The organism is Streptomyces sp. NPDC005492 (assembly GCF_040605995.1).
Taxonomy (GTDB): Bacteria; Actinomycetota; Actinomycetes; order Streptomycetales; family Streptomycetaceae; genus Streptomyces.
The window spans coordinates 159198-175961 of record NZ_JBEXDX010000002.1; the positions used below are offsets into that span (position 1 = coordinate 159198).

A 16764-nucleotide genomic window follows, 5' to 3' on the forward strand; every position below is an offset into this window, starting at 1 on the left:
CGAGCCTGCGATGAACGCGCGACGTGCGGCGAACGGAACGAAGAGTCACGAGATGAGCGGCGAGCAGGGCGCGGAACCCGGCCGCGACCGGCGCCCACCGGCCGGGCCTGAGCCGTCGGCCCCAATCCGGCTGCTCTTGTGTCGGGATTGTCAGTCGGCCTGACCCTCCGGCAGTTGGCGCATCTCCAGGACACGCAGTCCCAGCGACTGGAAGCGGGCCAGCAGTCCGTAGAGGTGCCCTTCGTCCACGACGGGGCCGAACAGGACCGTCTGGCCGGACATCAGCACATGGCCCAACTCCGGGAAGGCTTTGGTCAGCGTTTCCGACATGTGTCCCTCGACGCGAATCTCGTAGCGCATGGGCAGGTCTCCCGCGGGCGGCGTGGGGGCAGGCGGACGGCGCCCTTCTCTGAGATCGTCCACCTCCCTGCCTGGCCGGACCTCACCCGGTACAGGTGACCCGCCGCCCGGTGCACATTTGATTTCGTGTGGTATCCGACGGCGCGGGCCAGGCCCTCGGATCACGCCCGACGGGCGTGCGGGCTCCTGGGCTCCTGGGCCCCCGGTCCCAGTACCGGGTCGAGCCGCGGTCCAGACGTTCGTGCCCCGCATCACGAGGAGATGCCATGGACGACTACCCCCCGATCGCCGATCACGGGCTCGTCGGCGACCTGCAGACCGCGGCGCTGATCGCCGCCGACGGCACCGTCGACTGGTGGTGCACCCCGAGGTTCGACTCTCCCAGCGTGTTCGCCTCCCTGCTCGACAACGACCGCGGCGGCCACTGCCGACTGACCGCCGACGTCGAGGAAGAGGTCACCGTACGCCAGCTCTACCTTGCGGACACGGCCATCCTGGTGACCCGCTACATGGCCCCGGACGGCGTCGGCGAGGTCCTCGACTTCATGGAGCCGGACCCCTCGACGACCCCGTCCGCCTCGCACCGCTTGGTCCGGGTGGCCCGTGTGGTGCGCGGCAGCCTGCCGTTCGAACTGATCTGCCGGCCGCGCTTCGACTACGGCAAGGCCGAGCACTCCCTGGACCGCCTCGACGACGGTTCCGCCGTCTTCCACGGTCCCGACACAGACCTGCACCTACAGGCCACCGACCCGGTCGACCTCGACCCGGACGGCAGCGACGTCACCGCCCGCTTCACCCTGCACGCCGGCGAACAGGTCGCGATCGTCCTCACCAGCGAGAGCGGCGACGCCCGCAGCGGGCGCCCCGGCGGCCCGACTCCCGACATCGAGGCGCTCACCGCGGCCTTCCACGCCTGTCGCGCGTTCTGGCTGACCTGGCTGCGCTCCTGCCGCTACCGCGGCCGCTGGCACGAGATGGTCGTCCGCTCCGCGATCACTCTCAAACTCCTCACCTACGCCCCCACCGGCGCCCCGATCGCCGCCGCCACCATGGGCCTGCCCGAGCAGATCGGCGGCGAACGCAACTGGGACTACCGCTACACCTGGATCCGGGACGCATCGCTCTCCGTCCGCGCACTGATCGACCTCGGTTTCACCGACGAGGCCAACGCCTTCCGCCGCTGGCTGCGCGAACGCCTCGAAGCCGGCGCGTCCGCCTCCGGCGAACCGCTCCAGATCATGTACCGCGTCGACGGCGAACCCCACCTGAGCGAGGAGGTCCTCGACCACCTGGAGGGATACCGTCGTTCCGCACCGGTCAGGGCCGGAAACGAGGCCGCCGACCAGATCCAGCTCGACATCTACGGCGAGGCCGCCTACGCCATCGCCCAGGCCGAGGACATCGGCGGCATACGCGGCTGGAAGGCTTTCGCTGGCCTCCTGGACTGGCTCGCCGAGCACTGGGACCGTGCCGACGAGGGCATCTGGGAGACCCGCGGCGGCCGGCAGGACTTCACCTACAGCCGCCTCATGACCTGGGTGGCCTTCGACCGCGGCGTCAGGCTCGCCACCGCCCACTCCCGCCCCGCCGACCTCGCCCGCTGGGGCGCCACCCGCGACACCGTCTTCCACCAGATAACGGATCGCGGCTGGAGCGAGAAGCGCCGCGCCTTCGTCCAGCACTACGACACGGACGTCCTCGACGCCTCCCTGCTGCTCATGCCCCGCGTCGGGTTCCTCGCCCCCAACGACCCCGACTGGCTGACCACCCTCGACGCCATGGACGAGGAACTCGTCAGCGACAGCCTCGTCTACCGCTACGACCCGGCGGCCTCCCCCGACGGACTGAAGGGCTCCGAGGGCACCTTCAACCTGTGCAGCTTCCTGTACGTCCAGGCCCTCGCCAAGTCCGGCCGCCTCGACCAGGCCCGCTATGCCTTCGACAAGATGCTCACCTACGCCAACCACGTCGGTCTCTTCGCCGAGGAGATCGGGCCGTCCGGCGAGCAACTCGGCAATTTTCCCCAGGCGTTCACCCACCTGGCCCTCATCGATGCCGCGATCGCTCTCGACGAGGAGCTCGACAGGGCGGAAGCCGCGGCGGGTTGACCGCCGGCGCTACGACAGGACGCGAGGCGCGGAGGGACCATGACCGAGCAGAGACCCGCAGCAGGCCCCCGCACCCCGTCGCGTGCCGGTTCCGGCCGACGGGTCCTGGCCCCGCTCGCCCTCGCGCAGTTCATCTGCAGTTTCGCCGGGTCGAACATGAACGTGATGATCAACGACATCAGCCACGACCTCGACACGACCGTCCAGGGCGTCCAGGTCGCCATCACGATCTTCCTGCTGGTCATGGCGGCGCTGATGATTCCCGGTGGCAAGTTGACCGACATCCTCGGCCGTAGGCGCTGCTTCCTGACCGGCCTCGTCGTGTACGGGATCGGTGCCGTGCTCAGTGCGGTGGCGCCCGGGCTCGGGGTGCTGATCCTCGGCAACTCGATCCTCGAGGGCGTCGGCACCGCACTGCTGATCCCGCCGGTCTACATCCTCACCACGCTGCTCTTCACCGACCTGACCTCACGCGCACGCGCTTTCGGTGTCGTCATGGCGGCCGGCGGAGTCGGCGCGGCGGCGGGTCCGCTCATCGGCGGTCTGATCACCTCGGCGATCAGCTGGCGTGCGGCGTTCGTCTTCCAGGCCCTGGTGATCGTGCTGATCGTCGTCCTGAGCCTGCGGCTCGAGGACCCGCTGCCGCCCGATCCGGGCCGGCACTTCGACGGCCCCGGCGCCGTGCTCTCCGCGGCCGGCCTCGTACTGATCGTCACGGGCATCCTCGCCGCCGACAACAACCTCTGGCTGACGGCCGCGCTGCTGACGGCGGGGACACTCGTCCTGGTCTGGTTCTTGCTGTGGGCCCGCAGAGAGGAGAAGGCCGGGCGGGAGCCGCTGCTGTCGACCGGCCTGTTCCGCAACGGCACCTCCAACCTCGGCCTGATCACCCAGAACGCCCAGTGGCTGCTGCTCATGGGCACGTCGTTCACTGTCGCCGCGTTCCTGCAGGTCGTCCGCGGCTACGATGCCGTCCAGACGGGCGTGATCTTCACCGCGGCCACCCTCGGCCTGCTCGCCTCCTCGCTCGCCGCCGAACGCCTCGCGAGACGATGGCCGCAGCGCACACTGATCATGACCGGGTTCGCACTGGCCATCGCCGGGATCGGCGTCCTGATCGCCCTCGTCGCCGGCTCCCCCGGGCCGTGGGCGTTCGCGCCGGGCCTGCTGCTGATCGACCTCGGGCTCGGCGTGATGCTGACTCCCTCCGTCAACGTCGTCCAGTCCGCCTTTCCCGAGCAACGCCAGGGCGAGATCTCCGGTCTCTCCCGCAGCGTCTCCAACCTCGGCTCGTCCTTCGGCACCGCCATCGCCGGCACCATCCTCGTCGCCGGCCTGTCGAAGAACGCCTACGCATCCGCGATGGCCGTCCTCGCCGTCGTGGGGCTCGGCGGCCTGACCGCCGCCGTCTTTCTCCCCCGTACCACCACACCGACCGCGGGCCACCACCCGGATGATCTACGGCAGACGCCGGGACCACACCGGTGACCGGCCCCAGGCATGCGGGGGATCCCGGCACCCGTTCATCGACGCGGATTCACAGCAGCTGACGCGGATTCACAGCAGCTTGAGGTCGCGCGCGCGGCGCACCGCTTCGTTGCGCCGGTTCACCGCCAGCTTCCGGTAGACGCTCTTGAGGTGGGTCTTCACCGTATTGACCGACACGTAGAGGTCGGCGGCGATCTCCTCGGTCGACATCATCCCGGCCAGCCGCTCGAGGACGTCGTGCTCGCGTCGGCTCAACTCCTCCGCGACGAGCGTCAGGGGCCGCTCGTCGACCGCAGTCGGCTCACCTGGTCGTGACGGACCAGGCGTGAGCCAGCCCTCGGCCAGCTCGCGGAGTGGCTCGGTGGACAGGAAGGAGTTGATCCACGGTCGGGCATCGAGGAACGGCCTCCGAAGTCGCTCGCGCCGGGCACTGAGGAGTGCCTGCTCGACGAGCCGGCGGGCGGTGGCCGCGTCCCCCGCCCCGTCCGCGACCTGGGCTCTGACCAGGCCGGCCCGAACAGACACCGCCGGCCCGGTCTGGCCCCGGGGTGCGATGCTGTCGAGCAGGTCGACCGCCGCTCCCGGACGGCCCGCGGCGAGCAGAGTCCGCGCGGCCTCCACCGCACATGCCGGTTGGTCACCGGACACGCCCTGGAGCACCTCGGCGGCTCTGTCCGGCCGCCCTTCGGCCACATGCGCGGCGGAGGCGACCAGCGCCTCATGACTCGCTGCCCAGGGTGAGGGCACGACGGCGCGGACGCCCGGGTCCGCCGCCTCGACGGCAGTACGTGCGTTGCCCCGAACCAGCAGCAGACGAGCCCTGGCCATGGCATGCCCCGCGGCCATCACCGGATCGTGTGTCGTGGAGGAGAGCAGGACGGTCTCGTCGAGGAGAGCCTCGGCCCGGTCCAGCTCATCGCGGTCGACGGCCACGGCGGCGAGCACCAGCAGTCCTATGCCCGTACCCGCGACCGAGCCGGAGGCGCACGGCTGGGACGAACCGAGCCGCCCCGCCTCGGAGACCCCCGCCAGAGCCTTGCGCTCCGCCCGGCCGATCCAGCCGTTCAGGTAGTCGATCAGTGCCAGGTGCCCCATCGACTCCTCACGGGGGAGCACAGTGGACGATCCGCCAGGAGTGCCGGCCACCGTGGTCAGGGCGGCCCGCGCGTCGTCGAAGCGCCCGGCCCACAGGAGTGTGGAGCCCAGATGGGTCAGCAGGAGCGCGGTGAGTTCGGGATGCCTGTCCAGGAGATGTCCGGGGACCTCCCGCTGGAGTTCATCGGCCGCCTCCGCGGCCTTCTCGGCCCGTTCGGGAGAACCGGTCAGCCGGGCGGCCAGTGCCTCCAGCAGCGCACAGCTCAGTTTCGCGGCCGCCCCGACGGGCGCGGCGGCCAACCGCTCCTCGGCGTGGTGCAGGTGGGACAGGCCGCGCTCGACATCGCACCGGGACAGTTCGCGGGCCGCCCGGACGAGGTCCGTCGCGGGGCCGGCGGCCTCGAGGTCCATCCCGGCGAACAACTGGTCCAGTTCACCCGAGTGCAGGCCGGTGAAGAGCTGTCCGATCGCCAGGTCGTCGATGAGGGCGCCGGCGGTGAAACCCCAGTCGCCCGAGGCCGCGCCGTGAGCCAGTGTCTCCGGGAGGGATCCGCAGCTGAGCAGCCACTGCGCGGCCCGCCGGTGGAGTTCGGGCTCAAGGCCGGGCTGGCGCACCCGCAGATGGGCCCGGAGTATCTCCCCGAACAGCGGGTGGAGCCGGTACCACGAGTGCCCCAGGTGCTCGACGAACGCGTTCGCGCGGTGCAGTCCGACGAGAATGGGTTCGGCATCGGTCCGCTCAGTCAGCGCGTTCGCCAGATCGGGACAGAAACGCTGCAGGACGCTGACGCGCAACAGGAGGTCCTGCGCCTCCTCCTTCTGCCGCTTGAGCACCTCGGCCAGCAGGAAGTCCGCGACCGTACTGCGGCCCGCCTCGAACTCCTTCAGATACACCTCCGGGTCGGCGCTCTCCCCCGCGGCCAGGGCGCACAGGCGCAGGCCGGCAGCCCAGCCCCGGGTGCGGTCCACCAGGGCGCGCGCGGCGTGGACCGGCAGGCTCAGACCGTGCAGCTCCAACAGGGTTACGGCCTCCTCGGGGGTGAAGGCCAGCTCCGCCGCGCGGATCTCCGTCAGCTCGCCGGCCGTCCGGTAGCGGTGCAGCGGCAGCAGGGGTTCCGTGCGGGTGACGAGGACCAGGCGCAGGCCAGGACCGGCGTGGTGCAGGACGAATTCCAGCTGCTCCGCCACCTCGGGGGCGGTCACCCGGTCGTACTCGTCGAGCACGACGACCACGGGCCGGTCACGTTCGTTCAGTTCGGCGGCGAGCGTCGCCAGCAGCTTGTGGTCCACCCTGGCCGCCTCACTCGGAAGCCCGACGGCACCGGAGACCGGCACACCGCACGCGCGCAGAGCCTGGAGGACGTACGCCCAGAACACACCGGGACGCCCGTCCCCCTCCTCGGCGGTGAGCCAGGCGACCGGCTGCCGCAGTCCGGCGGCCCAGTCGGCGGCCAACAGCGTCTTTCCTGTGCCGGCCGCTCCGTTGACCAGCGTCAAAGGCGTCTGGAGAGCCTGGTCCAGGTGCCGGACGAGCCGCTGCCGCCGCAGGTATGTCGCCGGCCTCGACGGCAGCGCGATCCGTGTGCGGAGAAACGGGTCCCCCAGAGGATCGACGCACAGAGCAGTGGGACCGGCCGTTCCTTGAGCACGGTCATCGGCATCCGCCACGGCGCTCACCACCACTGTCCGTCAGAGTCGGGTCATGGGCAGCGCTCTTTGGTCCAGCATCCCAGTGTTCCTGCTCCCGCGCTCGGGAGCAGGGTCCGACGGTTCGTCGGGGTCACCCACCACGGTGATCCGTCGACGCCGCCGCGGCGGTGAGGTGGGAATTCCCGGGCACCCTGTTCCCTCGGTCATCCGGCCGGACGGAACCAGAGGGAACCAAGGCACATGAGATGAGCGATCCGAGCACCGCCGGGGCGGACCGCACCCGGTCCGGCCCAGGCGGGCACCGGCGACGGCGGCCGGGGAGCGGGTAGGACGCCCTGCACTTCACGCTGATCACCTTCAGTACCGTCGGCTTCGGAGACCTCACGGCACGGTCCCGGACCGGGCGCCTGCTGACTATGGCGCAGATGGCGGGAGGGGCCGCTGCCAGTGGACGTCGCCGCACGGCGCCGGCGAGCGCGGTCCAGGCGTGGCCGCTCCGTCAGCGCGGTGGGCCGTCGGCGAAGTCGCGTGCTGCATCCGACGTCGGAACCCCCGACCGGGAGGCCGGACCATGACCGTACCGAGCAACTTCACCGCGTCCCTGCCACTGACCGACCGAGCGGCCCACGGCAGGAGGGCGCGCACGCGCGCGTCGCGTTCGAGTCACGGCTGGTTCGAGGTGGATCAGCGGCGGCCCGATCCGGTGGAGGTGATCGAGCGTCAGTCGGCCTAGCGAGTACCGGAGTTGGTGCCGACCCGCTACAGCCGGATGCTCGAGTCACCGTTCCGTTTCTACCGCGGCGCGGCGGCGAGCATGGCAGCCGACCTGGCGCCCCTCCCGAGCACCGGGCTGTGGGTGCAGCTCTGCGGGGACGCCCATCTGCTCAACTTCCGACTGCTGGCCTCGCCGGAGCGTCGTCTCGTCTTCGACCGCCGGTACGCGCACCCTGGACATCTGGTACGCGCAGGACGACGCCGACCGGGTGGGGCAGCTGCTGGCCTCCTCGATGAACGAGGGGGTCCGGCGCCGTACCTCCCGGGCAGCGGAGCGGGCTCGCACGCGTACTCATCTCCGGGCTTTCGCGAAGCTCACCCGGGTCACGGCCGAGGGCCGGCGCATCGCACCGGACCCGCCGCTGATCACTCCGCTCGGGCAGCCGGCGCCGACCGACCCGTCCGAGGCCGGGCGGCCGTCTGGTGGACATGGCCAACCCAGGAGTCGGTGCTGGCCGTTCACACGGGCGGCGAACGCTACGACAACCAGGGCCGCCGGGTGGTGGCCGGTCAGCGCCTGATGCAGACGGGCTTCGACGGGCCGGACCGGGACTTCTACGTGCGCCAGCTGTGGGACTGGAAGGGCATCGCCCGGCCGGAGAGCATGAGTCCGGCTTTGCTGGCCCTCTTCGGCCGGTTGTGCGGGGCGTCCCTGGCACGGGCCCACGCCCGCTCGGGCGATCCCGTCGCCATCACCGCCTACCTGGGCGGCAGCGACCGCTTCGACCGCGCACTCACCGAGTTCGCCCAGTCCTACGCCGACCAGAACGAGCGGGACTACGAGGCACTGGGAGCCGCCTGCCGTACAGGCCGGATCAGTGCTTCAGAACGATCTTGAAGGAAATGATCAGCAGGCCGAGCACCAGGTTGACCGACGCCGTGGCGGCCACAAGCCGCCGCGAAGCACCGGCGCTCCGTGCCGCGGCCACGGACCAGCCCACCTGGCCGGCCACGGCGACGCAGAGAGCGAGCCAGAGGGTTCCGCGCACATCCAGGCTCAGGAGCGGGCTTACGGCCACCGCGGCCGCCGGCGGTACGGCGGCGTTGACAATCGGCCACTCGTCGCGGCAGACGTCCAGCACGACCCGGCGGTCCAGTGCTCGCTGCGCCAGGCGCGCCCCGAACAGGTGGGCGTGCACATGCGCGATCCAGAACACCACGCCGGTGAGCAACAGCAGCACCACCAGCTCGGTACGGGGGAACGAGCCCAGGGAGCCGGCGCCGATCACCACGGAGGCCGCGAGCATGGATCCGTAGACCCCGCCCGTGTAGTCCGCGCGGGCCCGGTGCTCGGCCCGGTGCGCACTGCTGGCCGTGGTCGGGCCGGTCCTGGTTCTGGACACCGGCGACTCCCTCCAGTGGAGCCGGCCGGAGTGTGGCCGGCGAACGGTCCACCGCTCCGCTCATCGCATCCGAAGTACGCGCCATGTGCCTCCCCGGAGCGGGTCAGGAACCGAGGAGCTTGCGCTTCTGGTCCTCGAACTCCGCCTCGGTGAGAATGCCCTGGGCCTTGAGGTCGCCCAGCTGCTTCAGCTGTTCGATCTTGCTGGTCATGTCGGAGGCGGGCGGAGCGTTCCGCTCGACAGGAGGCGCCGACTGCGGTGCGGGCGCCTGGTACTCCTGCTGCGCCGCCCACCGCCCCTGCTGTCGGCGGGATACGCGGTTCGACACGGCGGTCGCCGTTCCGGCGACGACGGCCGTGCGGGCGACACCTCGGAGGAGTCCCGGCATGGCGATCTCCCTTCTCGCTTCTCGTTGTTCGTCAGGGCGCGGTCTCGGTCGCGTCGAGCGCGGCCAGAACGGCCGGCGCGGGAATTCGTCCGGAGGCGACCAGCTCGGCACCGCCGCGATGCAGGGCGGCGGCGAACGGCGCGGCCCAGAGGTTCTCGTAGATCAGAACGCCGGCGGAGTTGCCGGGTTCCAGGGCGGCGGCTGTCTCTTCGAGGTCGTCCTGGCCCAGCAGGCCGGAGGACGCTCCTTCGAAGACGGTCAGGTCGAGTCCGCCGTCGCCGGTGAGATCCCCGATCTCCAGGCCGGTCACGGATCCGTCGGTGTCCTTCCGGATGAACGTCAGGTCGAGGATCCGGATGAGGCCGCGGTCCACCAGATCGACCAGGAGGGGGAGGCCCTCGCCGGTCATTCGGTTGCCGGGGAACTCGACGACCAGATAGTCGATCGGTCCCATCTCGCCGGATGTGTCGACTTCATCGAATGCGTCGCTCACGGCGTCACCTCTGAGCTCGTGGCTGCCCCTCTGCCATTGCATCATCGGACCGTGCCGGTCGCACGTCGTGGAAGGTTCACTCGTCGGGCCCACCCCGGTGGCGCCTGCGGCATCGCATCGATCTTCTGGTGTCCATGGCCCACACAGGTGACGAGCCGCTCTCGAACCAGGAGCGCAGCGAACTGGATGAACTGCGGCACCGCGTGGGTGCCCTCGAGAGTGGCACGCGCCCGCAGGCGGCCCGGCATCACCCGTTCCGGTCCACGGGCTCCGTGCTGCTGATTCTCTTCGCGGCCCTGCTGTCGCTGCTGTCCGTCGTCGCGGTCTGGGCGAACAGCGTCGTGCGGGACACGGACCGCTACGTCGCCACGGTGGGGCCGCTGGCATCCCATCCGGAGGTGCAGAGGGCGGTCACCCGGCGGGTCACCGACCAGGTGCTGGCACAGATCGACGTGGACGCACTGGTCAAGCAGCTGCAGGACACCGTGTCGGAGAAGGGCGTCCCACCGAGGGCAGCCCAGCTGGTCGGCAATCTGCATGCGCCGATCACGAGCGGTCTGAAGCAGCTGGTCAGCGGCACCGTGGAGCGGGTGGTCACCAGCACTGCCTTCAAGACGGTCTGGGTGGAAGGCAACCGCAGAGCGCACTCGGCCGTCGAGAAGGCCCTGACGGGCAGAGCCGATGGCGCGGCCTCCCTCCAGAACAACCAGGTGGTGATCGACGTGGCACCGATCGTGGCCAGGGTCAAGGAGCGGTTGGTCAGCGCCGGCCTCGGCGTGGCCGCGAAGATCCCGGATGTCCACACGAACTTCGTGGTGTTCGAGTCGAAGGACATCGGCAAGATCAAGACATACGTGAGGGTGCTGCAGATCATGGGAAGCTGGCTGCCCGTCATCGCCCTGCTGGTCGCCGCTGCGGGGGTCTACACCGCGTTCAACCGCCGGCACGCGCTGATCGGGGCCGCGTTGGCGGTGTTCGCGGCCATGCTGTTCCTCGGCATCATGCTCACCGTCTTCCGTGACGTGTACCTCGACCATCTGCCCCCCGGCGCCTCCCCGGCCGCCGCCGGAGCGGTGTACGACGCCCTGATCAAGTTCCTGCGCGCCGGGGTACGGGCGCTCGGTGCCGCAGCCCTCGTCACCGCCGTCGGCGCTTTCCTGAGCGGCCCGTCCCGGATCGCCGTCCTCGTCCGCACGAGCTGCCGCAGGAGCATCGGCGCCATGCGTGACGTGGCGGTCTCCGGAGGGCTTCGACTGGGGGCGGTCGGGCGGTTCGTGCACCGCTTCAAGCGGTGGATCGGGGCCGCGATCGTGGTGATCGCCGCGATCGTCCTGTTCACCTGGAGTTACCCGACCACGATGGTCGTCGTGTGGACCGCGGTCATCGTGCTGGCGGGCTTCGCGATCCGCGAATTCCTGGACACCGGATCCGCACCGGCCGCCACCGACTCCCGGTCTACCGCCACTCCCTGACGTGCTGTTGGTGGGAGCCTGCTTTCCGGCCGGACGGCGTCGAGCTCGCCCACACGCCCCAGCCGGTCCATCACCCAGAGGTCACGCCTCCAGGCCACTGACCTGCGCTTTCGCAAGAACGGGGCGTGGAACGCGTCCAGGGACGGGCGGCCCTGCAACTCGGCCGTGGCCGGCCGCGACGAGGTCGACAGGCCCGGCACCGCGGTGCTGTCCCGCGCTGGGCCAGGATCTCCTGGACCGGCCGGGCGCGGTCGTAGGCGCATCGTCGACCGGCACCCGGGATCGGGCACTTGCGAGGTGCGGCGGGATGCCCGGCCCACAGGGGAGGCCGGGACCTTCGGGGTCGTCGTGCCACCGGCCGGGGGCTACCGCCCCGTCGACCGGGGTTGGGCCGTCGGGATCCGTGAAGTGAAGAACAGGGCAAGCAGCGCGGTCAGGGCGAGCGCGGCGAGTGCGGCGCGCAGGCCGTCGAGCCGAGCCTCGGTGTTCGCGTCGAGGACCTTCTGGGATGCCTCCGCGCTCACGCCGGCCTTGTCGAGAGCCGTCTCCAGCTGAGCGTCCGACAGAAAGGGCGCGCCGCTTTGGAGTTCGACGGACACCTGGCTCTTGACGTCGCCCGGCACCGCCGGGTTCTGCTCGACAGCGGTCAGGAACGACGACGTGAGCGCGGCGATGAGGATCGACCCGGCGAGTGCCGTGCCGATCGAGGCGCCCAGGTTGGTGACGGCGTTCTGGACTCCCCCCACTTCCGGACTCTGTGCCTCGGGCACCGCGGACACGGTGACCGAACCGAGCTGGGACGCGAGCGCGCCCATGCCGAGCCCGATCAGCAGGAGCGGGATGGTGACGATCTCCCCACCGGCGTCCGCGTCGAGCGCGGCCATCAGGACCACCGCGCCCGCGAGCAGCGCGAGGATCCCGAGCCGCACCACCCGCCGTGGTGAGACGTCCGGAAAGAAGCGGGGGATCAGGATCGCGGCCGCCAGCAGCGTCAGCGAGAGGGGCAGGAGGCGGGCGCCGGTCTTGAGCGCGGACAGGCCCAGGGCGACCGACAGATACAGCGGTACGACGAAGAACACACCCATCTGCACGAGGTACTGGAAGAAGAACATCGTCAGACCGCCGGCGAGCTGCTTGTTCTCCAGCATGGCCGGGTCGACGAGCGGCTCCCCGGACCGCCGCACCACACGTGCCTCCCAGCGGAGGAAGAGCCAGAGCAGAAGCAGACCGGCCAGCATCAGCCACACGACCAGCGACACCCCGAGCCACGAAGGCGCGTCGGGTTTCGGCTGGAACCAGCCCCACTCGTCGGAGCGCAGGACCCCATAGACGAAGACCCCGAGCCCGGCGGCGGAGAGCACGACACCGACGAGATCGATACGCGCGCGTTCGCCGGTCGGCGCGTCGGCGATCCGGCGGGCGAGCAGCAGGATGCCGAGCACCACGACGACCTCGCCGGCGAACACCCAGCGCCAGGAGAAGTACGTTGTCGCGACACCGCCGATGAGCGGCCCGACCGCGATCGCCACGGCTCCCGCCGCCGTGACGAGTCCGTAGGCGGCGGGACGGCGTTCCACGGCGAAGTTGCTCGCCACGAGCGTCACGATCGCGGGCAGGATGAGCGCGGCTCCGATCCCCTCCAGGAACGCCCAGCCGATCATCAGGACGGTCAGGTTCGGTGCGAGCGCCGTGGTCAGGGAGCCGCAGCCGTAGATGGCGCAGCCGATCATGAACGCGCGTCTGCGGCCGATCAGCGCGCCGATCTTGCCGCCCGGGATCATGAACATCGCCATCACCAGGGTGTAGGCCGTGATGGCCCCCTGGATATCGGTCACCGTCGAGTCGAGGTCCTCGGCCACGGTGGCGATCGAAACGTTCATGACCGAGCTGTCGAGAGCCATCAGGAACTGCCCCGCCCCGAGTGTCAGCAGGACGACTCGCGCTTTCACCGGATGTGGGGCAGCTTCTGCGATGGGTGCCATGAACGAATCGTGTCGGTTGCGCCGAGGGCGGGCCCTCGACGCGCCACCGGGGTCGACCGGTTGGCGGCGACGGGGCGAGCGCCGAGCTCCTCAGAGCCCGTTCAGAGCGATTCGGCGGGAACCCGGCCCGTTCGGACGGCGTCGACGAGTGCCTGGTGGTCGTGCTCGTTCTGGTCGGCATAGCGTTCGGCGAACACCGCCAGCGCCCGGTCGAAGATGTCCCCACCGCCGAGGTATGCGGCGATGGCGATCCGGTCACCGGACCGGGCGTGGGCCCGTGCCAGCGTGGCACCGCACACCTCGCCGAAGGTCCGCATGTTGTCGGGCGTCATGGTTTCCGGCTCGGCGATGCCCTTCCAGTCCCGCAGCTGCCGTATGTAGAAGTCCCGCCGTCGGCCGTCGATGCCCTCGACACGTTCCCAGCCCAGGAAGATGTCGCTGGTGGCCTGCATCAGGCGCTGGCCGGACACCACGCGCTCGCCCTGCGTCCGGTGGGCGCCGGCACCGGCGTACGGTGCGAGGACGGACTGGTCGGCCTCCTTGGCCTGCAGGAACAAGGGGTCCTCGTCGTCCCTGCCGAGCAGGAGCAGGATCCAGCAGCGGGTGCCCACGCTGCCGACTCCGACGACCTTGCGCGCGATGTCGGCCAGCCGGTACTGCTCCAGCAGGAAACGCCGGTCCGACTGCAGGGTCTGTCCGTAGCGCTCGATCAGACGGTGGAGGTCCCTCTCCAACTGGTCGCGCTCGCCGCCGGGAAGGAGGTCGTGCAGGGGCATGATCAGCGGCGGGTCCGGGGCGATGCGTCGATGGCCGTCGACGACGGTGGTGAGTCTGTCGAACGCCTGGAGCGTGTCCCGCCGCTTCGCCTTGGCCACCGTACGGGCGAAGCGCTTACGGACTTGCCGGTCGACCTGGGGCGAGTACCGCTCGGCGATCGCGTCCACGTCGAACTGGGCGTACCAGACCGGCAGATTGCCCATCCCGGCGTAGACGCGCATCTGCTCACGGTACGAGCGGACGGTCGCCCGTACGATGGCGGCCCGCTCCCCGGTGCTGAAGCCGTTGGCCCGGCCGGCGATGACGAAACTGGCGGACAGACGCTTCACGTCCCATTCCCACGGGCCGGGCAGGGTTTCGTCGAAGTCGTTGATGTCGACCATGAGACGGCGTTCGGGCGAGGCCAGCAGCCGGAAGTTCAGCATGTGCGCGTCGCCGCAGAGCTGTGTTCTGAACCCGGTCTTCGGTGTGTCGGAGAGATCACCGGCCATGATGGCCGCGGCACCCCGGTAGAAGCGGAACGGCGACTCGGTCATCCTGCCGTAGCGGATCGGTACCAGCTCGGGCACCCGCGTCGCCGACTGTTTCTCGATGACCTCCACCGGGTCCGGCCGCTTCCCCCGGGGTTCGTACTCGGCGTGGCTGGAACGCGGAACCGCGGACCGGGCGTCCTTGCCCCGCGCGGCACGTTCCTGAGGTGTGCGGTGGAGTATGTCGTCACTCAACGCGTTGTTCATGGCCATTGCAGTGGCTCCCCTCAGGGCGCCGACGCGTGGGCAGGAACTCGGGTTGACCACATCGGGGTTCGGTGCTCCAGACGGTGGATCCGTCTCGCGGCCGACGCCGCCCGGTGGGCGAGTGGCTCTCCCCACAACTTATCCCCGGTGGGAGACCTCTACCAGTCGGCGAGGGACCGTCCACTCGCGATCCGCTCCGCCGCGTCCACCACCCGGCCGGCATCCGCCCGATCCGTTCCGCCGCCGCTCCCTGAGGCCGCTGTACTCATGCGGGCCCGTGCGGCGGATACGACATCCTGTGCGGCTGACGCTCCTCGGACAGCGGGCGTTCCTCGGACAGGTCGAAGAGGTTGTCGCGCGGGACCATGCACAGGGCCCAGATGATGAAGCCCGAGAGTGCGATCATCACGACCGACCACACGGGGTAGTACGGCAGGGAGAGGAAGTTGGCGATGATGACGAGCCCGGCGATGGCCACGCCCAGGACGCGCGCCCAAGTCGATGTCCGGAGCAGCCCGATGCTGATGATCACGGCGAGCGCGCCCAGCGCGAGGTGGATCCAGCCCCAGCCGGTCAGGTCGAACTGGAACGCGTAGTTGCGTGTGGTGAGGAAGATGTCGTCCTGGGCGATGGCCATGATGCCCCGGAATATGTCGAGCAGGCCGACAAGGAAGAGCATCACGGCCGCGAAGGCGGTCAGGCCGGTTGCCAATTCCTGCTTCGCGGTGTGTGCCGGCGATGTCTGTGCCGCAGTCATCCTGCGCCTCGATTCGTGTCGTGCCGATGCTCACAACTCGTCGTCCGTGATGTCGCCGCGGGCGTGGATCTCGGACAGCTTGGCGAGTTCGTCGACGCTGCTGGGCCGGGCCTGTGCCCCGGCAGCCTCCCTGAAGTGGGCGTCGAAGGCTTCCTGCTGTGCTCGGGCCTGGGATATCTCCCGGCGGCCCACCCGCCCAGCCGTTGGTGGTGCCGTCCTCAGCGTGGGCACAGCCGGAGCCGGTGGCCTCACCCGACGCGGGTGACCTTGCGGGCGGCCCGGCGCCCGTCGATCGGCGCGCCACCGCCAGTACCGGTCGGCGGAGGCGACGTACTCGCCGAGGGCGAGCCCCGAGACGGCCACGCGAACTGAGACTTCGTGTAAGCGGCTTCGTCCGTCCGCCGCCCTCGAATTGGACTGGACAACAAACAACCCCCAGGCCGCTGACCTGGGGGCGAATGCTGGAGCGGGTGACGAGAAATCGAACTCGCACTCTCAGCTTGGGAAGCTACGACGCGGCCCCTGCAACGCCGGCCTGCGTCAGTCGGGGCCGCTCCAGTCGAAGGGGAAGTGCTTGCTCGACCTGCCGGAGCGATCCCAGGAGAAGCCGAACGCGTTCGCCTGGTCGACGGTGGCCCGGCCCCAGGTGGCGACCTGGCCCGGCCCGACCTCGGCGCCCGGGGCGTTGTGGACCTGGACGCGCCCGCCGTCGGTGGTGGTCGGGCCGGTGAGTGCCTCAGCGACCGCCGTGACCCGGCCGGGGACCTCGGCCCGCCAGGTGGCGAGGTCATCGTCTATTTCCACGTGGATGGGAGCGACATCCATCCCGCGCATCTCGGGGTGGAGCATCTCCCCGAACTGCGCAGGCCAGCCGCCCGCCTCGCCGCCGAAGACGGCCCCGAGAGCACCGCGCTGCTGTTCGTCGGCGCGTTCGTCGAGGAACACCGCGGCGTAGGGGTCGCTGTGCTCGCCGGCCCAGATGTTGCCCGTGAAGGAGCCGAGCATCAGGACGTTGAGGCCGTCGAGCCGGACATCGCCGTAGCTGCCCTCCCGGATGTGCCAGACCAGGACGCCTTCGCAGTCGCCGTAGGTCGGGGGTTGTGCGAAGGTGCACGGGCAGGGGATGGCGCACTTGCACACATCGAACCAGTCGCCGGTCAGATGCCAGCGCGTCGCAGTCGTGGCCTGTTCTGTCATCTCGCTTCCCTCCTGCCGAGCTCCAGGGAGCTCACTCGGAGTGGCGAGACCGCGTGCGCCGAGCCCGGTCCCGGGGACGGGATACGGTCTCCCTTCCAGCTTGCACCTCCCGCCCCCTGCGCGGAACCCGGTTACGCGCAGGG

13 protein-coding genes and 2 pseudogenes are annotated in these 16764 nt (G+C 70.3%); 5 read left to right on the top strand and 10 right to left on the bottom strand.

What is annotated here, in order from left to right:
- Positions 1-150 precede the first annotated feature (150 nt).
- Positions 151-360 carry a hypothetical protein gene (locus ABZT04_RS03510; protein ID WP_356052473.1) on the bottom strand — a complete coding sequence of 70 codons (210 nt, stop codon included), beginning with the start codon at positions 358-360 and terminating at the stop codon, positions 151-153.
- A 266-nt stretch (positions 361-626) separates the two neighbouring features.
- On the opposite strand from ABZT04_RS03510, the gene ABZT04_RS03515 reads away from it, so the two are divergent.
- Complete coding sequence (locus ABZT04_RS03515; RefSeq protein WP_356052475.1) at positions 627-2468, top strand: glycoside hydrolase family 15 protein; 1842 nt, start codon at positions 627-629, stop codon at positions 2466-2468.
- Positions 2469-2507: 39 nt separating this feature from the next.
- The gene (locus ABZT04_RS03520) at positions 2508-3956 is read left to right on the top strand and encodes an MFS transporter (RefSeq protein WP_356052477.1); all 1449 of its coding nucleotides are present in this window, start codon (positions 2508-2510) and stop codon (positions 3954-3956) included.
- A 69-nt stretch (positions 3957-4025) separates the two neighbouring features.
- On the opposite strand, the gene ABZT04_RS03525 is transcribed toward ABZT04_RS03520, so the two are convergent.
- The gene (locus ABZT04_RS03525; protein WP_356052479.1) at positions 4026-6719 is read right to left on the bottom strand and encodes a LuxR C-terminal-related transcriptional regulator; all 2694 of its coding nucleotides are present in this window, start codon (positions 6717-6719) and stop codon (positions 4026-4028) included.
- Between the two features lie 317 nt (positions 6720-7036).
- Between ABZT04_RS03525 and ABZT04_RS03530 the strand changes: the two genes are divergently transcribed.
- Positions 7037-7276, top strand: a complete 240-nt coding sequence (locus tag ABZT04_RS03530; protein WP_356053043.1) for a potassium channel family protein — start codon at positions 7037-7039, stop codon at positions 7274-7276.
- A pseudogene (locus ABZT04_RS03535) lies at positions 7273-8313 on the top strand (DUF2252 family protein). Before ABZT04_RS03530 ends, ABZT04_RS03535 begins: the two are co-directional and overlap by 4 nt.
- On the opposite strand, the gene ABZT04_RS03540 reads toward ABZT04_RS03535, so the two are convergent.
- The 3 genes from ABZT04_RS03540 to ABZT04_RS03550 all read right to left on the bottom strand — a co-directional run bounded on the left by ABZT04_RS03540 (position 8291) and on the right by ABZT04_RS03550 (position 9660).
- Positions 8291-8818 carry a hypothetical protein gene (locus tag ABZT04_RS03540; protein ID WP_356052481.1) on the bottom strand — a complete coding sequence of 176 codons (528 nt, stop codon included), beginning with the start codon at positions 8816-8818 and terminating at the stop codon, positions 8291-8293. The pseudogene ABZT04_RS03535 and the gene ABZT04_RS03540 overlap by 23 nt on opposite strands.
- Positions 8819-8921: 103 nt before the next feature.
- Positions 8922-9206: an SHOCT domain-containing protein gene (locus ABZT04_RS03545; protein WP_356052483.1), complete on the bottom strand. Its 285-nt coding sequence runs from the start codon at positions 9204-9206 to the stop codon at positions 8922-8924.
- A 31-nt stretch (positions 9207-9237) separates the two neighbouring features.
- Positions 9238-9660 (bottom strand): DUF6325 family protein, encoded by a 423-nt coding sequence (locus ABZT04_RS03550; protein WP_356053045.1) that lies wholly within the window; start codon positions 9658-9660, stop codon positions 9238-9240.
- A gap of 173 nt (positions 9661-9833) precedes the next feature.
- On the opposite strand from ABZT04_RS03550, the gene ABZT04_RS03555 reads away from it, so the two are divergent.
- Entirely contained in the window at positions 9834-11171 is a 1338-nt protein-coding gene (locus ABZT04_RS03555; protein WP_356052485.1) for a hypothetical protein, read from the top strand.
- A 365-nt stretch (positions 11172-11536) separates the two neighbouring features.
- On the opposite strand, the gene ABZT04_RS03560 is transcribed toward ABZT04_RS03555, so the two are convergent.
- From ABZT04_RS03560 to ABZT04_RS03580, 5 genes and pseudogenes are all read right to left on the bottom strand, one after another.
- A complete protein-coding gene (locus tag ABZT04_RS03560) occupies positions 11537-13153 on the bottom strand; it encodes an MFS transporter (protein ID WP_356052487.1) in 1617 nt (538 codons plus the stop codon).
- Positions 13154-13254: 101 nt separating this feature from the next.
- Entirely contained in the window at positions 13255-14673 is a 1419-nt protein-coding gene (locus ABZT04_RS03565; RefSeq protein ID WP_356052489.1) for a DUF2252 domain-containing protein, read from the bottom strand.
- Between the two features lie 259 nt (positions 14674-14932).
- Positions 14933-15424 (bottom strand): hypothetical protein, encoded by a 492-nt coding sequence (locus ABZT04_RS03570; protein WP_356052491.1) that lies wholly within the window; start codon positions 15422-15424, stop codon positions 14933-14935.
- Positions 15425-15454: 30 nt separating this feature from the next.
- Positions 15455-15616: pseudogene (locus ABZT04_RS03575) on the bottom strand (SHOCT domain-containing protein); the annotation flags it as partial.
- 348 nt (positions 15617-15964) lie between these two features.
- Positions 15965-16621 carry a DUF1326 domain-containing protein gene (locus tag ABZT04_RS03580; RefSeq protein WP_356052493.1) on the bottom strand — a complete coding sequence of 219 codons (657 nt, stop codon included), beginning with the start codon at positions 16619-16621 and terminating at the stop codon, positions 15965-15967.
- Positions 16622-16764 lie beyond the last annotated feature (143 nt).